General features: G+C 69.1%; 12 protein-coding genes. 8 read left to right on the plus strand and 4 right to left on the minus strand.

The genetic code is table 11. From position 1 onward, the window contains the following. Positions 1-37: 37 nt before the first annotated feature. Positions 38-1,087 carry a DUF2381 family protein gene (locus OV287_RS11135; protein ID WP_267533997.1) on the minus strand — a complete coding sequence of 350 codons (1,050 nt, stop codon included), beginning with the start codon at positions 1,085-1,087 and terminating at the stop codon, positions 38-40. A gap of 137 nt (positions 1,088-1,224) precedes the next feature. On the opposite strand from OV287_RS11135, the gene OV287_RS11140 reads away from it, so the two are divergent. From OV287_RS11140 to OV287_RS11150, 3 genes are all read left to right on the plus strand, one after another. Then, positions 1,225-2,043: a DUF2381 family protein gene (locus OV287_RS11140; RefSeq protein ID WP_267533998.1), complete on the plus strand. Its 819-nt coding sequence runs from the start codon at positions 1,225-1,227 to the stop codon at positions 2,041-2,043. After that, positions 2,040-3,938 carry a serine/threonine protein kinase gene (locus tag OV287_RS11145; RefSeq protein ID WP_267533999.1) on the plus strand — a complete coding sequence of 633 codons (1,899 nt, stop codon included), beginning with the start codon at positions 2,040-2,042 and terminating at the stop codon, positions 3,936-3,938. Before OV287_RS11140 ends, OV287_RS11145 begins: the two co-directional genes overlap by 4 nt. 198 nt (positions 3,939-4,136) lie before the next feature. Next, positions 4,137-4,430, plus strand: a complete 294-nt coding sequence (locus tag OV287_RS11150) for a SitI3 family protein (protein WP_267542325.1) — start codon at positions 4,137-4,139, stop codon at positions 4,428-4,430. A gap of 94 nt (positions 4,431-4,524) precedes the next feature. Here OV287_RS11150 and OV287_RS11155 read toward each other — a convergent pair whose 3' ends face one another. After that, positions 4,525-4,959: a DUF7919 family protein gene (locus tag OV287_RS11155; RefSeq protein WP_267534000.1), complete on the minus strand. Its 435-nt coding sequence runs from the start codon at positions 4,957-4,959 to the stop codon at positions 4,525-4,527. A gap of 229 nt (positions 4,960-5,188) precedes the next feature. Here OV287_RS11155 and ligD point away from each other — a divergent pair, with 229 nt between their 5' ends. The 4 genes from ligD to OV287_RS11175 all read left to right on the plus strand — a co-directional run bounded on the left by ligD (position 5,189) and on the right by OV287_RS11175 (position 12,739). After that, on the plus strand, positions 5,189-7,795 hold the full coding sequence (ligD, locus tag OV287_RS11160) for a DNA ligase D (protein WP_267534001.1): 2,607 nt from the start codon (positions 5,189-5,191) through the stop codon (positions 7,793-7,795). Positions 7,796-7,840: 45 nt separating this feature from the next. Next, a complete protein-coding gene (locus OV287_RS11165) occupies positions 7,841-9,031 on the plus strand; it encodes a cyclic nucleotide-binding domain-containing protein (protein WP_267534002.1) in 1,191 nt (396 codons plus the stop codon). Between the two features lie 156 nt (positions 9,032-9,187). Beyond that, on the plus strand, positions 9,188-11,920 hold the full coding sequence (gene acnA, locus OV287_RS11170) for an aconitate hydratase AcnA (RefSeq protein ID WP_267534003.1): 2,733 nt from the start codon (positions 9,188-9,190) through the stop codon (positions 11,918-11,920). Between the two features lie 201 nt (positions 11,921-12,121). After that, positions 12,122-12,739, plus strand: coding sequence for a TIGR02265 family protein (locus OV287_RS11175; RefSeq protein ID WP_267534004.1), 618 nt, complete (start codon positions 12,122-12,124; stop codon positions 12,737-12,739). Between the two features lie 7 nt (positions 12,740-12,746). Here the strand turns inward: OV287_RS11175 and OV287_RS11180 are convergent, their stop codons facing one another. Together OV287_RS11180 and OV287_RS11185 are read right to left on the minus strand one after the other, a co-directional pair. After that, positions 12,747-13,169, minus strand: coding sequence for a GTP pyrophosphokinase (locus OV287_RS11180; RefSeq protein ID WP_267534005.1), 423 nt, complete (start codon positions 13,167-13,169; stop codon positions 12,747-12,749). A 14-nt stretch (positions 13,170-13,183) separates the two neighbouring features. Continuing rightward, a complete protein-coding gene (locus tag OV287_RS11185; protein WP_267534006.1) occupies positions 13,184-13,561 on the minus strand; it encodes a peptide chain release factor family protein in 378 nt (125 codons plus the stop codon). 325 nt (positions 13,562-13,886) lie between these two features. Here OV287_RS11185 and OV287_RS11190 point away from each other — a divergent pair, with 325 nt between their 5' ends. Continuing rightward, positions 13,887-17,177 carry an RCC1 domain-containing protein gene (locus OV287_RS11190; RefSeq protein WP_267534007.1) on the plus strand — a complete coding sequence of 1,097 codons (3,291 nt, stop codon included), beginning with the start codon at positions 13,887-13,889 and terminating at the stop codon, positions 17,175-17,177. Positions 17,178-17,202: the final 25 nt, after the last annotated feature.

The raw sequence follows: 17,202 nt of genomic DNA on the forward strand, positions 1-17,202 counted from the left end.
TTGAGCCCCCCGCCCAACCAGGCGGCGGGGCTTTCCCCTACCGGGCGTGTGTGTCCTGCACGGGCTCCTCGAACGTCATGCCCTCCACGCGAATCCTCCGAGGCCCGCCATCCTTCTCGAGTACCTCCAGGACGAAGCGCTCGGAGCCGGAGCGGGGCGTGTCGATGACGAAGCCCATCAACCCCACCGCGCCGAAGTCCACGCCCTCCTCGGGCACCTCCACCTTCACGGCGCGCAGGCGCACCGCCTCGCCCGTGGCCTCCCGCCTCAGCGCGTACTCGCCCGGCCGCCAGCGCCGCTCGGGGTCCATGTTGAAGACGGAGATGACCACCACCGTCTGCAGCGGCATCTGATAGGCGATGCTGTTGCCCATCATGCCCACCACGCCTCCGCCTCCCTCCCGGCCGTTGATGGTGAGTCGGCCTGGCGACTCCCGCCGGTGCAGCCACGAGGGCAGCTTCACCCCGCACTCGTGTGGCACGGGCTCGCAGCGGAAGCGCGACTCCCGCACGCCATCAGGGCCCACCCGTGGCGCCTCCTGCGGCTCCTCGGGCGAGCAGGTCATCTGCCCCCGGCTCAGCTCATGGTCCTCGTACTCGACGGCCAGTCCCGCCAATGACTCCGCCAGGGCCGCTTCCTCCTCCTCCTTCGTGGGCGGAGGGCGCTGGTACACCCGGAGCCGGAGATCCGTCCTCAGCTCGCCCCGCACCAGCGTCAGCTCCAGCCGCTTGCCGCCCCGATAGGCCACCGACAAGGGAAGGCGCTCGCCCGGCTTCAGGTCCCCCACCACGTCGAGCAGCAGCAGGTTGCCGCCCTGCTGCTTCATCCGGATGCGCTCGCCAGCCCCCTTCAACGTGGTGTGCTCCAGATCGACCTGCCCATCCATCAACTGCACCACCGAGAGCAATGTCCGCGTCACCCGGACCTCGAGCTCGGAGGCGGCGGGCCGCTCGTGGAGCCGCAGCTCGCGGGACTGGGGCTTCCATTCCTCGTGCAGCCAGGACGGGTCCGGGGCCGCTCTGGCGGCCAGGGGGAGCAGCAGCAACGACAGCTGGAGGAGGGTGCGTAGGGTAGGGTGTGTCATCATATCTCCGGGGTTGGCTCCCACGTACCATGGGAGATTTCCGAAGTCACGTTCACGGGCGTGACCGCCGGAGTGGACTGGAGCTTGCCCGCCCCTTGGTGCCCCGGTTAGCGTGCGGCACCTCACGGCGAAGGGCTCGCGTGCGCTCCATCTCCTGGGTTGCTCTCCTCGTACCGCTCCTCTTGCCGTTCCTCCCGGCCACCGCCCGGGAGCGGCCCGCCGAGCGCGTGTCACGCAGGCGCACCCTTCATGTCTCCACGGCCCCCGGCGAGGCGCTGCCCGAGGTGCTCGTCGCGGGCGGCACCGCCACCGTCGTCGCCACGGAGGTGCCGCTGGGTCCCGGCGGCCCGGTGCTCGAGGACGAGCGCGGGCGCGTCAGGCTGCTGCCGGTGGACGGGTCCTCCTTCATCGTCCTGCCCTCCGACGAGCTCTCCGAGGGGGAGCGCCTGGTGCTCACCGTGCCGCTGCCGCCGGGCGATTCTCTCCGGCTCGCGCTCGTCACCCGCCGCGGCGAGGTGGATGGAGAGGTGCGGCTCATCCGGCTCCAGGTGCCCGTGGCTGGCGAGGCGGGCGTGGACGGTGTGGTCCGCCTCCTCCAGGACGCGCCCGAGGGACGGATGGAGCTGACCCTGCCGAAGACCCAGGTGAGCCTGCGGGGCAGTCTTCTCGCCCAGGTGGACTCGGTCCTCCGGATGGGCCAGCACGTCTTCGTCACCCTCTCCACGCCGGCCAACCGGAAGCTCGCACCCTCTGCCCGGGACTGGAATCGGCTCCGGCTCCGGGCCTCCCTGGAGGGGGGCGCCTCGGTGAGGTTGCCCCACCTCTATGTCCCGGCGTCCGCCTCCCCGAGGAGGGCCGCGCGGCACATCCTGGTGGCCATCCTCCCCGGAGGAACCCTGCGCCTGTGGCTGGAGGGGGAGGGAGCGGATGCCACGGAGCTGGCGCTCACGTTGCCATGAGGAAGGCTGTGCACCCCAACCAGCTTCGTCCGAGACATCGCGTGCGGGAGTACCGCGTGGTGCGCCGTCTGGCCACGGGCGGCTTCTCCCTCGTCTTCCTGGTGGAGAAGGCGGGCCAGCCGTACGTCATGAAGATGGCGTTGCAGCCCGCCTCGGACGCGGAGGCGGACCACGCGGACGGCTGGATGCGCCGGGAAGCCGTCTCGCTGGAACACCTGGCACACCCCCACCTGCTGCCCGTCCATGAGCTGGGGAGATGGCCAGATCCCCGGACGGGTTACTCCTTCTTCATCACGGACCACGTCCCGGGTGACACCTTCCACGACTGGCGCTTGAACGTGCGGGCCACGCCCCACCAGTGGGTGGGGGTGCTGATCGCCATCCTGCGCCCCCTGGAGATGATGCACGAGCGAGGCATCTGCCACCGGGATCTCAAGGCCGACAACATCCTGGTGCGAGAGGGAGATGGCTGGCCCTTCCTCATCGACCTGGGGGCCGTGCACCTGCCGTGCGCGCGCCCGCTGACTCAGGGACTGGCACCGGGCACGCTCTATTGCCAGCCCCCCGAGGCCATCCGCTTCCTGCTGGGAAAGGAGGCCCTCGAGGAGGGCTCGCGCTTCGAGGCGCGGCCCACGGCGGACCTGTACGCCATCGGCATCCTCCTCTACGAGGCCCTCACGGGCCTGCGCCCCTTCAACCCGGAGCTGCCGCTGGATCAGTTGCTGTCGGCCATCGTCGCCGTCACGCCCGCCGAGCCCCGGCAGCACGCTCCCCAGGCCCCCGCCTCCTTGTCCGCGCTGGCCATGCGGCTGCTGGCGAAGGAGCCCGCACAGCGCCCCGCCAGCGCCCGGGCCGTGCGCGAGGAGCTGGAGCGGCTGCGAGCGGAGGAGGGCCAGTCGGAGCCCTGGCGGATGCCCGCGGTGCCGCTCTCCAAGAAGGGAAAGGGAGGCGGAGGGGGGGAATGCGGAAGCACGCCGGCGCTGGAGGGCGCGCAACCGGAGCCGGGTCCCGCTGGAGCGCCCGAGGACTCCGCGAGCGCGGGCCGTGCGAGGCACTGGCCAGGAGTGCTCGTGGAGTGGTGCTTCGTGCTGGGACTGCTCGGGCTAGGGTGGTGGTGGCTTCACCCGCCCCCTCATGTGGAGCCCACCGCGCCGGCTCCGCCGGCACTCTCCAAGCAAGGAGCACCGCCCGTGCCTTCTTCCCAGAACCCCCAGGACCCTTCCGCCACCGCTGCTCCGCCCGAAGCCTCGCCGCTCTGGTGTGCCATGCGCCATGCCGTATGGGGAGTGGCTCTCGCGCAGCTCGCCGGATGCGTCACCACGCCTCCCGTGCGCCCGGACCCCTCCGGTTTCCTCGCGCGCTGCCCACCCGAGGCCCGTGCCACTCCCATCAAGCTGGGGTTCGTTCGTGGAGAACTGCACCCCACCTTCCTGGCGTCAGGCACCGAGGCCTCTTCGGAGTCTTCCCGCGACGAGAATGGACCCATCAACCTCAAGCCCGGGCCCGTCAGGGCCTACATCTATCCGATTGATGATGATCAGGAGCTCATCGCGGAGGGCGAGGCGGAGATCACGCCGATGCGCGTCTACATCCGGCTCCACCGCATCCAACTGCCCGACGGCTCCTGGCTGCCCATCTGCGGAGCGGCCGTCAGCACCTTCGAGAAGGTGTTTGGTGCTCCGACGTACGAGGGATACGCGTTGACGGACGCACGATTGGATCAGGTGGATTGCAGCGCGGGCAGTACCATCCTCAACACCAACCGGTTCGAGACCCTCATCGAGCCGCCCGAGGGGGAGCCACGGCCCAGGGTGCGTCAGGTGGACCCCGAGGCGAAACCAGAGCTCAACCGCAGCCCCCCGGCCAAGCGCCAGCGCTACTGTGTGCCTCGTTGAAGGTGCGGACAACGCCAGTCCCGGGCCTCACTCGTTGACGTCAACGAGTATCACACAATTCCATACATCACTCGTTGACGTCAACGAGTGCGGGACGCCGGAGCATCAGCGGCGCGGGTCCGCAACTCTCGGATTGGCCGATTCCTGGACTCAAGGAACTCATTGCCATCAAGAGTGGCAACATTGCCATCCTTGTTCATGGTTGAGGAGTCCTTTCAATTCAGGCCAGATCTATCCGTGGGATTTCGACTCGATCCCAATAGCGACGAATACGAGCAGGGGAATCGCATCATGCTGCGCGCGACGATGTTCCTGCTGGAGTATGGACGAGACGGGGTCTTGCTCTTCAACGGGGAGCACATCGTTTTGCAGAGGCTCAGCGGGCACCTGGTGCTCAACGAAGACTCCAAGAACTGGACGGACGGGCTCCAGCTGGAAGACGAGATTCGCCTTCCCCACGAAAAGAGGCCCTTGCCGTCGCCCCTGTTGTAGCGGGCTTGGAGCGGGCGGCGACACCTTTCGCGCCCAGCAAGCCCTGACGCGGTGGGAGAAAGGCTCCTGGGCCCTCGACCCGGGATAGCCCTCCTCAGCGGCGTGGGTGTCGACTCACTCTCGACATCTCCTCATAGCGCTGCTGGGTGGGGCGGATCAGCTCCATGTACTCCGGGGAGCTCTGGGCCGGGCAGGCGAGCACTGCCTCGATGAAGGCCTCCGGGGGGCGGTAGCCGTGGTCGGTGATGTAGTGGACGATGAGCTCCGGCGCGATGAAGACATGGCGCTCCGTGGGAATCCACACGTTCGCGGCTCCACCCCGAGGCTTCTCCGGGCAGAACTGGCAGAAGTGGGGCCCTGCCGAGGCGACGGGGGTCCAGGGCCTCTTCAGATGCTGTTGAAGTGCCTCCAGGAAGGCGGGCTCCACGCTTCCTTGCGTGTACGGGTACGCGATGTCGAGCCATCCCACCGCACGTACCCACGGGCCTACCCCCACCATGCACTCCTCACCCAGATCCTGATAGTACACAGCCCCTCCTTCGTGGCGGGGGCACGCTATCACCTGGATTGGAATCACAACCGCCTAACAGGGTAGTCAATGTGTACGCCTACCGGGCAGGAGAGCTGAGGCCTTCCTTGCTCGTGCCAACTCCGGGGGTCTCCCTCTCAACTTGACGGGGAAGGTAAAGGAAGCGGGCGGCTGAGGACCCCCGGTTCGGCTTTTGCCGCACGGTCCGGGCGTGCCGACCCTTGCGGGGATGGCGACCTCGCGACGATCCAAGACTTCCGCTCGTGCGCGCCTGGGGACGTACCGCGCCAAGCGAGACTTTTCCCTGACCTCAGAGCCTGCTCCGGAGGTCCCGGCGCTACGGAGTGAGGGCGGCCCCATCTTCGTGGTGCACAAGCATGACGCCACTCGGCTGCACTATGACCTGCGGCTGGAGATCGACGGCGTGCTGGTGAGCTGGGCCATTCCCAAGGGCCCCAGCCATGACCCGGCGGACAAGCGGCTCGCGGTCCAGACCGAGGACCATCCGCTGGCCTATGCCTCCTTCGAGGGCCGCATCCCCGAGGGCGCCTACGGGGCGGGCGATTCGCTCCTGTGGGAGGAGGGCACTTTCGACACCGTGCCGTCGGGCCAGGCCTCCGAGCAGCTCGCGCGTGGGCGGCTGCACGTGGTGCTACACGGGCAGAAGCTCGAGGGCGGGTGGCATCTCATCCGCACGCGTCCAGTGAGCAAGAAGGCACAGTGGCTGTGCTTCAAGGCCAAGGATGGCACCGAGCGGCCCGGCTACGACGTCACCGTCGAGCACCCCGAGTCCGTGAAGTCCGGCCAGAGCGCCACCCGCGGGCCCGTCCGCCGCACCCGGCGCACCACCACCCAACGCGCCGCACCTCGGCCTGCGCGCGCCTCTCGTTCCTCGCGAGCGAAGGGGAAGGTGCGCACGCCCGAGGCGCTGCTCGCGAAGGTGTTTCCCCCCATGCTGGCCACCCTGGCCCAGGTAGAGGCTACCGCTGATGCCGACTGGCGCTTCGAGGTGAAGTACGACGGCTTCCGCGCCATCGCCGCGCTCCAGGGAGGCAGCATCGCCCTTCAGTCGCGCAGCGGGAACGATCTGTCCTTGCGCTTCCCCGCCATCTTCCGGGCGCTCGAGTCGCTCGGCGAGCACGAGGGGGTGGTGGACGGGGAGATTGTCGCCCTGGACCCGAAGGGCCGCTCGCGCTTCCAGTTGCTCGGCAAGGGCGTCGAGGAGCGCTTCGTCATCTTCGACCTGCTGTGGCTCGATGGGGAGGACGTCCGTGCCCTGCCGCTGGAGGAGCGCCGGGCGAGGCTCGAACGGCTCCTGGCGCGCGTGAAGCCTCCGCTGGCGATTGCCGAGCAGGTGGAGGGCAGTGCGAAGCAATCGCTGGCGCAGGCGAGGCGGCGCGGGCTGGAGGGCGTCATGGCCAAGCGCGTGGGCAGCCCGTACACCCCGGGCCGCGGCGCCGACTGGCTCAAGCTCAAGGTGCAGGCCAACCAGGAGGTCGCCATCGTGGGCTTCACGCCCATGGCCAACGAGCGGCCGGAGCTGGGCTCGCTCCTGGTGGCGGTGCGCGAGGGCGACACCTGGCGCTACGCGGGCAAGGTGGGCACGGGCTACTCCACGAAGACGCGGCGCGAGCTGCGCGAGCTCCTGACCCGCGACGTGGTGAAGAAGCCTCCGGTAAAGGATGCCCCGCTCGTGCGCGATGCCCTGCACAACGAGGACGCCTTCTGGGTGAAGCCTCGCTACGTGGCCCAGGTGGCCTTCACCGAGTGGACGGACGACGGCCGGCTGCGCCACCCGTCTTTCCAGGGGCTGCGCACCGACAAGCGTCCCGAGGAGTGCGTGAGGGAGAAGCCGCGCAGCACTCCCGTGCGCGCCACGCGGGGCCCCCACCGTCGGACCGGGACGAAGGTGCGTCAGGGGAAGCGGGCCGCGGGCAGGACTGCCGTGGCTCGCAAGCAAACTACCCGTGCCTCCCGCCCCGTGGCGCCCGTGGTGCTCACCCATGGCGAGCGCGTGCTCTTCCCGGAGAAGGGCCTTACCAAGGCGGACGTGTTCGCCTACTTCCGAGACGTGGCGCCCTTCATGGTGCCGGCGCTCGAGGGCCGTCCGCTCACGTTGCAGCAGTGGCCTCGGGGCGTGGGCGAGCCCGGCTTCTTCCGTCAGGGAGTGCAGGGCACGCCGGACTGGCTCACCACGGTGTGCATCCACCACGAGGCGCGCTCGCTTCCCCACGTGGTGGTGGACCGGCCCGAGTCGCTGTTGTGGCTCGCCAACCAGTCCGCGCTCACCCTGCACGTCTGGTCGAGCCGGGTGGCGCACCTGGAGGCGCCGGACTGGGTGGTGTTCGATCTCGACCCCGGGCCGGCGGGCACCTTCGACGATCTCATCCAGCTCGCCACCTCGCTGCGGCGCTACCTGGAGCGGTTGGAGCTGACCAGCGTGCCGAAGACGTCCGGTAAGCGGGGCCTGCACGTGCTGGTGCCCATTGCTCCCGGTCACACCTACGAGCAGGCCCGGGCCTTTGCGCACAAGGCCTTCGAGGCTCTTGCCATCGAGCATCCGGAGCTGGCCACCACCGAGCGCTCCAAGGCGCGGCGCCAGGGGCGGCTGTACCTGGACGCAGAGCAAAACGCCTGGGGCAAGACGGTGGTGGCGCCGTACTCCTTGCGGGCCCTGCCTCACGCGCCCGTGTCCACGCCCCTCGCCTGGTCCGAGGTGACGCCTCGGTTGGACCCCAAACGCTTCACTCTGGACACCGTGCGCCGACGCTTGGACAAGGTCGGTGATTTGTTCACTCCAGCGTTGGCTGGTGGACAGATGCTCCCAAGCGCTTGAGGCCCCTGGAGTGATAGCGTGCGGCGTTTGTGAGCGTGAGCACGGATGAGTGACGGAGCCGATACCCTTCTCCGGTCGAGGGAGCTGGCCGGGCAATTGGCCGCCAACGGGCGGGTGGACCAGGCCCTGGCTGAGCTGAAGAGGCTGGAGCAGCAGGGCCAACGCGAGGAGGCTGCCGCCGGCTTCGAGGCCCTCGCCAGGGCCTGGGCCCAGGGCAGTCAGCTCTTGCGTGCCATCGTGGCCTGCAAGGAGCTGCTGCGGTTGGAGCCGGAGCACACCCGTACGCAGGCCTTCATCGCCAACCTCTATGCGCGCTACCCGGTGCAGCCCGAGGCAGGGGCGGGAGACCAGGTCTCCGCCGAGCTCGAGCTCCTCCCGGAGCGGGAGGATCCGGTGGCGGTGCCCATCTTCTCCATGCTGGGCCGGGATGCGTTCATCTCGCTGCTCGAGGCGGTGGAGGTGCGCACGTACGCCACCAGCCAGCCGGTGATTCGCGAAGGGGACCCCGGCGCGTCCATGTTCTTCATGGTGGAGGGGCGGGGAGACGTCTGGCGGCTGCTGGAGGGCAGGGGGCCTCAGGAGGGGCCGGTGGTGGAGGGGGGCGTCTTCGGAGAGATGGCGCTCATCACCGAGGGGCCCCGGCTGTACACGGTGATGCCGTCGATGCCCTCGGTGCTGTTGGAGCTGCGTCGGGCGCGGATGCTCGAGCTCGCCCAGAAGCATCCGCTGGTGGATCGGGTGGTGCAGGCCTTCTGCCGCAAGCGCGCGGCGGACAGCCTGCTGCGCACCCACCCCATCTTCTCCCCGCTGCGCCTGGAGCAGCGGCGGGCGCTGGCCCGGGAGTTCCAGCTCCAGCGGGTGGCGGCGGGCGCGACGCTGCTCACCGCCGGAGAGATGGGGGATGCCCTCTACCTGCTGTTGCGCGGCCGGTGCACGCCCTACCACATGCACCCGGACGGCAAGGAGACGCCCTACCCGGTGTTGCGCGAGGGGGACGTGTTCGGGGAGATCTCCCTGCTGATGAACAAGCCGGTGACGGCCATGGTGCGGGCGGACGTCCCCAGCGTGCTGCTGCGGCTGGACCGGTCCGCCTTCGAGCGGCACCTCTTCAACGTCCCGGGGATGCGGGACGCGCTGATGAAGATTGGTACCGAACGCCTCCAGCGCACTGCCCGGCTGCTCGGGGACCGCTCGCCGGGCGGGGCGGCCCCGGCGGGGGACCCGGACGGCCGGTGAAACACACCCCGACCGTCCGCTCCTGGCAGTGCCCGCAAGATCCTTTTGCAAGCCGCTTCCGGCGGGCCTAGAAGACCCGCAGGTTTCAGACGCCAGAGTCCGCGTTTCTGGCGTCTGCGTTCCAGTCATCTGACGGACGGAAGGACGGCACTCACAATGACGGACAGTTTCAAGAGCAAGAGTCAGCTCAAGGTCGGCTCGGCCACGTACGATTTCTACAGCCTCGCCAAGGTGGGTAAGGACCACGCTTCCGTGGCCCGCCTGCCCTTCTCGCTGAAGATCCTGCTCGAGAACCTGCTGCGCCACGAGGATGGCCGCGTGGTGAAGCGCGAGCACGTGGAGAAGATGCTCGCCTGGAACCCCAAGGCCGAGCCGGACACTGAAATCTCCTTCCACCCGGCGCGCGTGCTGCTGCAGGACTTCACCGGCGTGCCCGCGGTGGTGGACCTGGCCGCCATGCGCGAGGCGCTCGCCGCCATGGGGGGAGATCCCGCGAAGATCAACCCTCGCAACCCGGCGGACCTGGTCATCGACCACTCCTTCCAGGTGGACGTCTTCGGCACCACGGACGCCTTCCGGGCCAACGCGGAGCTCGAGTTCGAGCGCAACCAGGAGCGCTACGCCTTCCTGCGCTGGGGCCAGAACGCGTTCAAGAGCTTCCGCGTGGTGCCCCCGGACGTGGGCATCTGCCACCAGGTGAACCTGGAGTACCTGGCCCAGGTGTCCTTCCGTCAGGGCAACGTGGTGTGCCCGGACACGCTGGTGGGCACCGACAGCCACACCACCATGGTCAACGGCCTGGGCGTGGTGGGCTGGGGCGTGGGCGGCATCGAGGCCGAGGCCGCGCTGCTCGGCCAGCCGATCACGATGCTGATTCCGCAGGTGGTGGGCTTCAAGCTGACGGGCAAGCTGCCGGCGGGCGCCACCGCGACGGACCTGGTGCTCACCGTCACGCAGATGCTCCGCAAGAAGGGCGTGGTGGGCAAGTTCGTCGAGTTCTACGGCAACGGCCTCCAGAGCCTGTCGCTGCCGGACCGCGCCACCATCGCCAACATGGCGCCCGAGTACGGCGCCACCATCGGCTTCTTCCCGGTGGATGAGGAGAGCCTCAACTACCTGCGCTTCACCGGCCGTCCGGAAGAGCTCGTCTCCCTGGCCGAGGCCTACTTCAAGGAGCAGGGCCTCTTCCACACCGCCAACACCCCGGACCCGGTCTTCACCGACACGCTGGAGCTGGATCTGGCCACCGTGGTGCCCAGCCTCGCCGGCCCCAAGCGTCCGCAGGACCGCGTGACGCTCAAGGACATGAAGGGCGCCTACGAGAAGTCGCTGGTGGAGATGCTGTCGGCGGGCAAGAGCAAGGGCGAGGACGACGAGGGCGGTGGCAAGGCCAAGGCCCCCGCGGCCCCGGTGCCTCCCGAGCGCCTCAAGCAGACCGTCACCGTGAAGTCCGGCAACCAGAGCTACGAGCTGGGCCACGGCGCCGTCGTCATCGCCTCCATCACCTCGTGCACCAACACCTCCAACCCGGCGGTGCTGCTGGGCGCGGGCCTGCTGGCCAAGAAGGCGGTGGAGCGCGGCATCAACGTGAAGCCCTGGGTGAAGACGAGCCTGGCCCCGGGCAGCCGCGTGGTGACGGACTACCTCAAGGAGGCCGGCCTCATGCCCTACCTGGAGGCGCTCGGCTTCCACGTGGTGGGCTACGGCTGCGCCACCTGCATCGGCAACTCGGGCCCGCTGCCGGACCCGGTGGCCGACGCCGTCACCTCGGGCGACCTCGTGGTGGCCGCGGTGCTCAGCGGCAACCGCAACTTCGAGGGCCGCATCAACCCGCACGTGCGCATGAACTACCTGGCCTCCCCGCCGCTGGTGGTGGCCTACGCGCTGGCCGGTGAGGTGGGTAAGGACCTGGACACCGAGCCCATCGGCACCGACCGCAACGGCCGCGCCGTGTACCTCAAGGACATCTGGCCCTCCTCCGAGGAGATTGGCCAGTTCATCAAGTCCTCGGTGAAGCCGGAGCAGTTCCGCAGCCAGTACTCGCGCGCCATGGAGGGCGACCAGCTCTGGCAGAAGCTCCCGGCGGGGGGTGGCAACACGTTCAAGTGGGACCCCAAGTCCACCTACGTGCGCAAGCCCACCTTCCTGGAGAACATCCCGGCCGAGCCCAAGCCGCTCTCGGACATCAAGTCCGCCCGGGTGCTCGCGCTGCTGGGTGACTCCGTCACCACGGACCACATCTCCCCCGCGGGCAACATCGCCAAGACGAGCCCGGCCGCGAAGTACCTCATGGACCAGGGTGTGCAGCCCAAGGACTTCAACTCCTACGGCGCCCGCCGCGGTAACCACGAGGTGATGGTGCGCGGCACCTTCGCCAACATCCGCCTGAAGAACCTGCTGGTTCCCGGCGTGGAGGGTGGCGTCACCGTCCACATCCCCACCCGCGAGCGGATGAGCATCTACGACGCCTCCATGAAGTACCAGCAGGACGGCACCCCGCTGGTGGTGCTGGCCGGCGCCGAGTACGGCACGGGCTCCAGCCGCGACTGGGCGGCCAAGGGCACGGCGATGCTGGGCATCAAGGCCGTCATCGCCAAGAGCTTCGAGCGCATCCACCGGTCCAACCTGATTGGTATGGGCGTGCTGCCCCTGCAGTTCGAGGCGGGCCAGGACGCGCAGAGTCTGGGCCTCACCGGCCAGGAGACGTTTGAAATCACTGGCATCTCCACCGACCTGGCCCCGCAGAAGAAGCTCACCGTGAAGGCCACGGGCGAGGGCGGCAGCAAGGAGTTCACGGCGCTGTGCCGCATCGACACGCCCAACGAGCTCGACTACTACCGCCACGGCGGCATCCTGCTTTACGTGATGCGTCAGCTGGCCAAGGCGTAACTCCCTCTCCTTTTGGGAGAGGGTGGGGGTGAGGGGGTTTTCCCCCGCCCCCCGAACAGCCGGCCCGGCGTGCCCTTCGTGGCGCGCTGGGCCGTTTGCTTTGGTCCTGGATGCCTTCCCAATGCATTGTCCTGGACTGAACCGTTGTAGTATCCGGGGTCGCGGCGCTGCTCACCGAGCCCGCGGCTGCTGGACCAAGAGATGAGTACTGAGTCGAATCCGGGCAACGACACCGCCTACGACGCGGAGCAGGATCTCCAGGAGCGGTTGGGCCTGGCGACGCCGCAGCACACCACGCGCGGCTTCCTGTTCACGTCCCTGCTGCGGGTGGTCCGAGAGCTCGGGGGTGACGAGGCGGTGGTGCAGCGCTGCCTGGCGGCGAGCGGGGAGAAGTCCTTCGTCGAGTTCTTCAACTACCCGACCCGCTCCCTGATTCTGCTGCTCTCCGCCGCGGCCCGCTCCCTGAGCGGCAAGTACGGCGGCTCCGAGGAAGTCCTACGGCAGATTGGTTTCAAGGCCGGCTCCAGCTACATGGAGACGCCGGTGGGGCGCACGGCGCTGCAGCAGGCGGGGAACACGCCCCAGCAGTTCATGATCGCCCTGCAGACGCTCTACTGGGTGTTGACGAGCTACGGAAAGCCCGCGCTCACCTGGCCCGGGACGAACCGGGGCGTGCTCACCGTCGAGGTCACCTTCATGCCGCTCGCGTACCACGTGGGGGGTGCGCAGGCGATCGCCAAGAAGCTCGGGGTGAAGGGCGTGGACATCCGCGCGCGCAAGACGGGAGAGCTCAGCATCGCGCTGGAAGTCTCCTGGTAGTGGGCGCTCACGCCTCTTGGAGTCGGGCCCAGGCGGCCCGGTAGCGGGCCAGCCGCTCCGCGTCCTTCGCGGTCACCGCCGGCAGCCTCCGCACGTCCATGTTGTCCTCCAGGTCCGCTCGCTTCACCCGGCGCGCGAGAGGGTGGGGGAGGACGCGCTCGATGAAGGCCTCGTACGTCTCGCCCTCGCGCTTCGTCAGGCAGTCCAGCGCGCCCAGCACCTCCTCGGGGTAGCCGAGCTCGCGCAGCCGCTCCAGCGTCCAGGGCGAGTCCTCCACCACGTCATGCAGGATGGCCACCATGCGCTCCGTCTCCGTCTCCAGGCGCATCATCACCCGCAGGGGGTGGAGGATGTACGTCTGCCCGGCCTTGTCGCGCTGGCCCCGGTGGGCCTCCACGGCCAAGGCGATGGCGTCTTCCAGGGTGGGCATGGGGTTATCTCCTCTCACCACTGGACCTTCTTGCTGCGCTGCGCCTTCTTCTCGCCCTCGCGTTTCTTGGTGTCCAAACGGCGTCTCTGCGAGCCCTTGGTGGGCTTCGTCTTGTGGCGCTTCTTGGGCACGTAGGTGAGGGCCTGGAGTCCTTCGCGCAGGCGCTCGAGCGCGGCGCCCTTGTTCTGCGACTGGCTGCGGCGCTCGGTTCCAGTGACGGACAGCTCGGTGGGCGGGTGGGTCAGCCGCACGCCGCTGGCAGTGGTGTTGCGGTGCTGGCCGCCTGGGCCGGAGGCAATGAAGAACTCCACCTCGCAGGTGCGGAGTAGGGCGTCATCATCCAGGGCGAGCGCTTCCAGCGCGGCCTGTCGGCGGGAGGGTTCAACAGTCATGGGAGCGTCAACCTAGTAACACGCGGTGGCTTCTGCACTCGGCGCCTGACGGAGCATGCAGGGCGGGCCTGACTTCGCCGTGGGGGGTGATGACGCGCCGCTCTAGGCGTGGAGCGCAAGGGTGGGACACCCCGGACACCCGGAGAGTCGTGTGTCACCCAGTTGCTTATAAGTCAGGGTTGTCTGCATATGGGTGTGCTCATTGCCTGACTGTCGGAGTCAGGAGGGCGGGGCTTCGTGCCCCGGGTGAGACGCGGGGGGGGCTGTGGATGACGCAAGCCTTGCCTCGTATCCGTCGTTGCCGAGGCACGAACGAGAGGGATGTATGATGGGGAGCACCTTGTCGAGGAGCCTGCCGGTAGCGCTCCTTCTGGCCGTGACCTCGCTGGTGGTGGGATGTGGTGGGAGAGAGTGGACGGACGAAGGGACGCCAGGGCAACAGCGGGCTCCCGTCGTCATCGTGCAGGGGCGGCCCTACCGCCTGGCGGCGGGGTTGGGACACTCGCTGTACGTCACGCCAGCTGGCACGGTGTGGAGCTGGGGCAACAATGCCCAGGGGCAGCTCGGGGATGGCACCACCGCGCAACGTTTGACTCCCACGCAGGTGGTGGGGCTCACGAACATGACGGCCGTGGCGGCTGGCAACAACCACTCGCTGGCCTTGCGCCAGGGTGGCACGGTTTGGGCCTGGGGCGGCAACGGGGATGGCCAGTTGGGGGATGGCACCACCAGCGCGCACTCGCTCCCCGCACAGCTCACGGGGCTGTCGGGCGTGACGGCCATCGCCGCGGGCAACCTCCACTCGCTGGCGTTGAAGTCGGATGGCACGGTGTGGGCGTGGGGCAACAACTCCTTGGGCCAGGTGGGGGATGGCACGACCACCAGCCGCGGCTCCCCGACGCAGGTGTCGGGACTGTCGAGGGTGAAGGCCATTGCCGCTGGCGACTCCCATTCCATGGCCCTGCTCGAGGACGGCACGGTGTGGACGTGGGGTAACAACGCCTCCGGTCAGCTTGGGGATGGCACCACCACCACGCGCTCCGTGGCGGTGCAGGTGTCCGGCCTCACGGGCATCGTGTCCATCTCCGGAGGCGGTTCCCACTCCGTGGCGGTGAGCTCCGCGGGCGGCGTGTGGGCCTGGGGGGACAACTCCCGCGGCCAGCTCGGAGATGAGGGGACGGCCTCGTCCCTCACGCCGGTGCAGGTGCACGGCCTGTCGAACATCGTCTCCGTCGCCAGCGGCACCTACCACTCGGTGGCCCGGCACATTGACGGCTCCGTGTTTGCCTGGGGAGACAACACCCAGGGCCAGGCGGGCCAGTCCGTGGCCAGCCCGCTGCGCCTGCCGCGGTTGGTGACCGGCTTCTTGAATGTGCAGGCCCTCGCCTGTGGCAACTCCTTCGTCCTGGTCGGGCGCGGTGATGGCACCGTCCTGGCGTGGGGCAACAACTCCCATGGGCAGCTCGGCAATGGCAGCGCGAGCTGGCGCCCCGTTCCGGGCCCGGTGCAGGGGCTCTCCGGCATCGCGATCGTCGCCGCGGGGGATGTGCATGCCCTCGCCCTGCGGCCGGATGGCACGGTGTGGGCCTGGGGGGACAACGGCCAGGGCCAGCTGGGGGATGGCACCTTCACCCAGCGCCCGGTTCCGGTGCAGCTCCCGGGGCTGTCGGGCGTGACGGCGCTCGCTGTCTCCAGCTTCCACTCGATGGCGCTGAAGTCGGATGGCACGGCGTGGGCTTGGGGCGACAACACCTCCGGCCAGCTCGGCGATAGCTCGGGGGGCAAGCGCTCCACGCCAGGCCAGGTGCCGGGAGTGACGGACGCGGTGAGCCTTGCCGCGGGCTCCTACCACTCGATGGCGCTGAAGTCGGATGGCACGGTGTGGGCCTGGGGTGACAACACCGCGGGCCAGCTCGGAGATGGCACCACCTCCTTCACTGCGCGGACCCCGGCCCAGCGGGTGGTGTCACTCACGGGCGTCACCCGCGTGGCCGCCGGCCTCTACCACTCGATGGCGCTGAAGTCGGACGGCACGGTGTGGGCCTGGGGTGACAACTCCTATGGCCAGCTCGGGGATGGCACCACCACCTCGCGCACCGTCCCCGTGCAGGTCCAGGGACTCTCCAACGTCGTGTCCATTGAAGTCGGGCCCTACCACTCGGCGGCCGTGCGCGGGGACGGCACGGTGTGGATGTGGGGGGACAATGGCCAGGGCCAGCTCGGGGATGGCACCACCACCCCCCGCTCCCTGCCTGCCCAGGTGGCTGGCATCTCGGGCTCCATCTCGGCCCTCTCCTGCCGGGGCAGCCATGTGTTGGCGCTGCGCACGGACGGCCAGCTCTGGGCGTGGGGTCGCAATGCGACGGGCCAGCTTGGACTGGGGACCAACACCGCGGTGTCCACTCCGGTGCGAGTGCCGGGCTTCTCGCGCGTCACGGCCCCGTCGGCCGGTGGCCGCATCTCCGTTGCGCTGCGCGAGGACGGCACGGTGTGGGCCTGGGGTGACAACTCCACCGGCCAGCTCGGCAATGGCGCCACCAACGTGTACCCCTTCCCTGGACAGGTGAAGGGCATGCCTCGCGCCTCGCAGCTCGCCGCGGGCTCCGGCCATTCCCTCTACGCGCGCAAGGATGGCGTCGTGTTGAGCTGGGGAAACAACAGCCACGGGCAGCTCGGCGAGGACGGGTACGCCTCCAGCCTGGCTCCCGTCGTGGTGCCGGACCTCCGCTGCATCGAGGCCGTGTCGGGCGGCGCCGCCTTCTCCCTGGCGCTGCGCTGCGATGGAACGGTGTGGGCCTGGGGTGACAACTCCTCCGGCCAGCTCGGGGACGGCACGACCACTTCGCGCGCCACCCCGGCGCAGGTACAGGGGCTCACCAATGTCGTGGCCCTCTGGGCAGGCACCCACCATTCCCTGGCAGTGCGCGCGGATGGAACGGTGTGGGCCTGGGGTGACAACTCCTCGGGCCAGCTCGGGGATGGCACCACCACCTCGCGCTCCACTCCGGTGCAGGTGCAGGGCCTCCTCGACGTCAAGGCCGTCACGGGCGGCGCTGGCCACTCCCTGGCGCTGCGCTGCGATGGAACGGTGTGGGCCTGGGGTGGCAATGCGTTCGGCCAGCTTGGAGACGGCACCACCACCTCGAGCCTCATCCCGGTGGTCCTGCCGTTGCTCACGGGCATCCAGGCGCTCACCACCGGGGACTACCACTCGCTGGCGGTGAGGTCCGACGGCACGGCGTGGGCCTGGGGTTACAACTCCTCCGGGCAGCTCGGGGACGGCACCACTGCCTCGAGCGCCACTCCGGTCCAGGTCGAGGGCCTGACGAATGTCACGGCCGTCGCGGCCGGCAAGACGCACTCCCTGGCCCGGCTGAGCGATGGCTCGGTGTGGGCCTGGGGTGGCAACGATGACGGACAGCTCGGAGATGGCTCCACCACCGCGCAGACCATGGCGGTCGTGGTACGGGAGCTCAAGGACGCCACGGCCGTCGCCGCCGGCGCTGCCCACTCCCTGGCGCTGAATTCGGACGGCTCGATCAGCACGTGGGGGAGCAACGAGTACGGGCAGCTGGGGGATGGCTCTCCGGGCTTCCTCGTGGGCGAGGTGCTCTGACGGGCGCTACGCCTGGAGCAGCGCA

The organism is Archangium lansingense (genome assembly GCF_026626635.1).
GTDB classification, from domain to species: domain Bacteria; phylum Myxococcota; class Myxococcia; order Myxococcales; family Myxococcaceae; genus Archangium; species Archangium lansingense.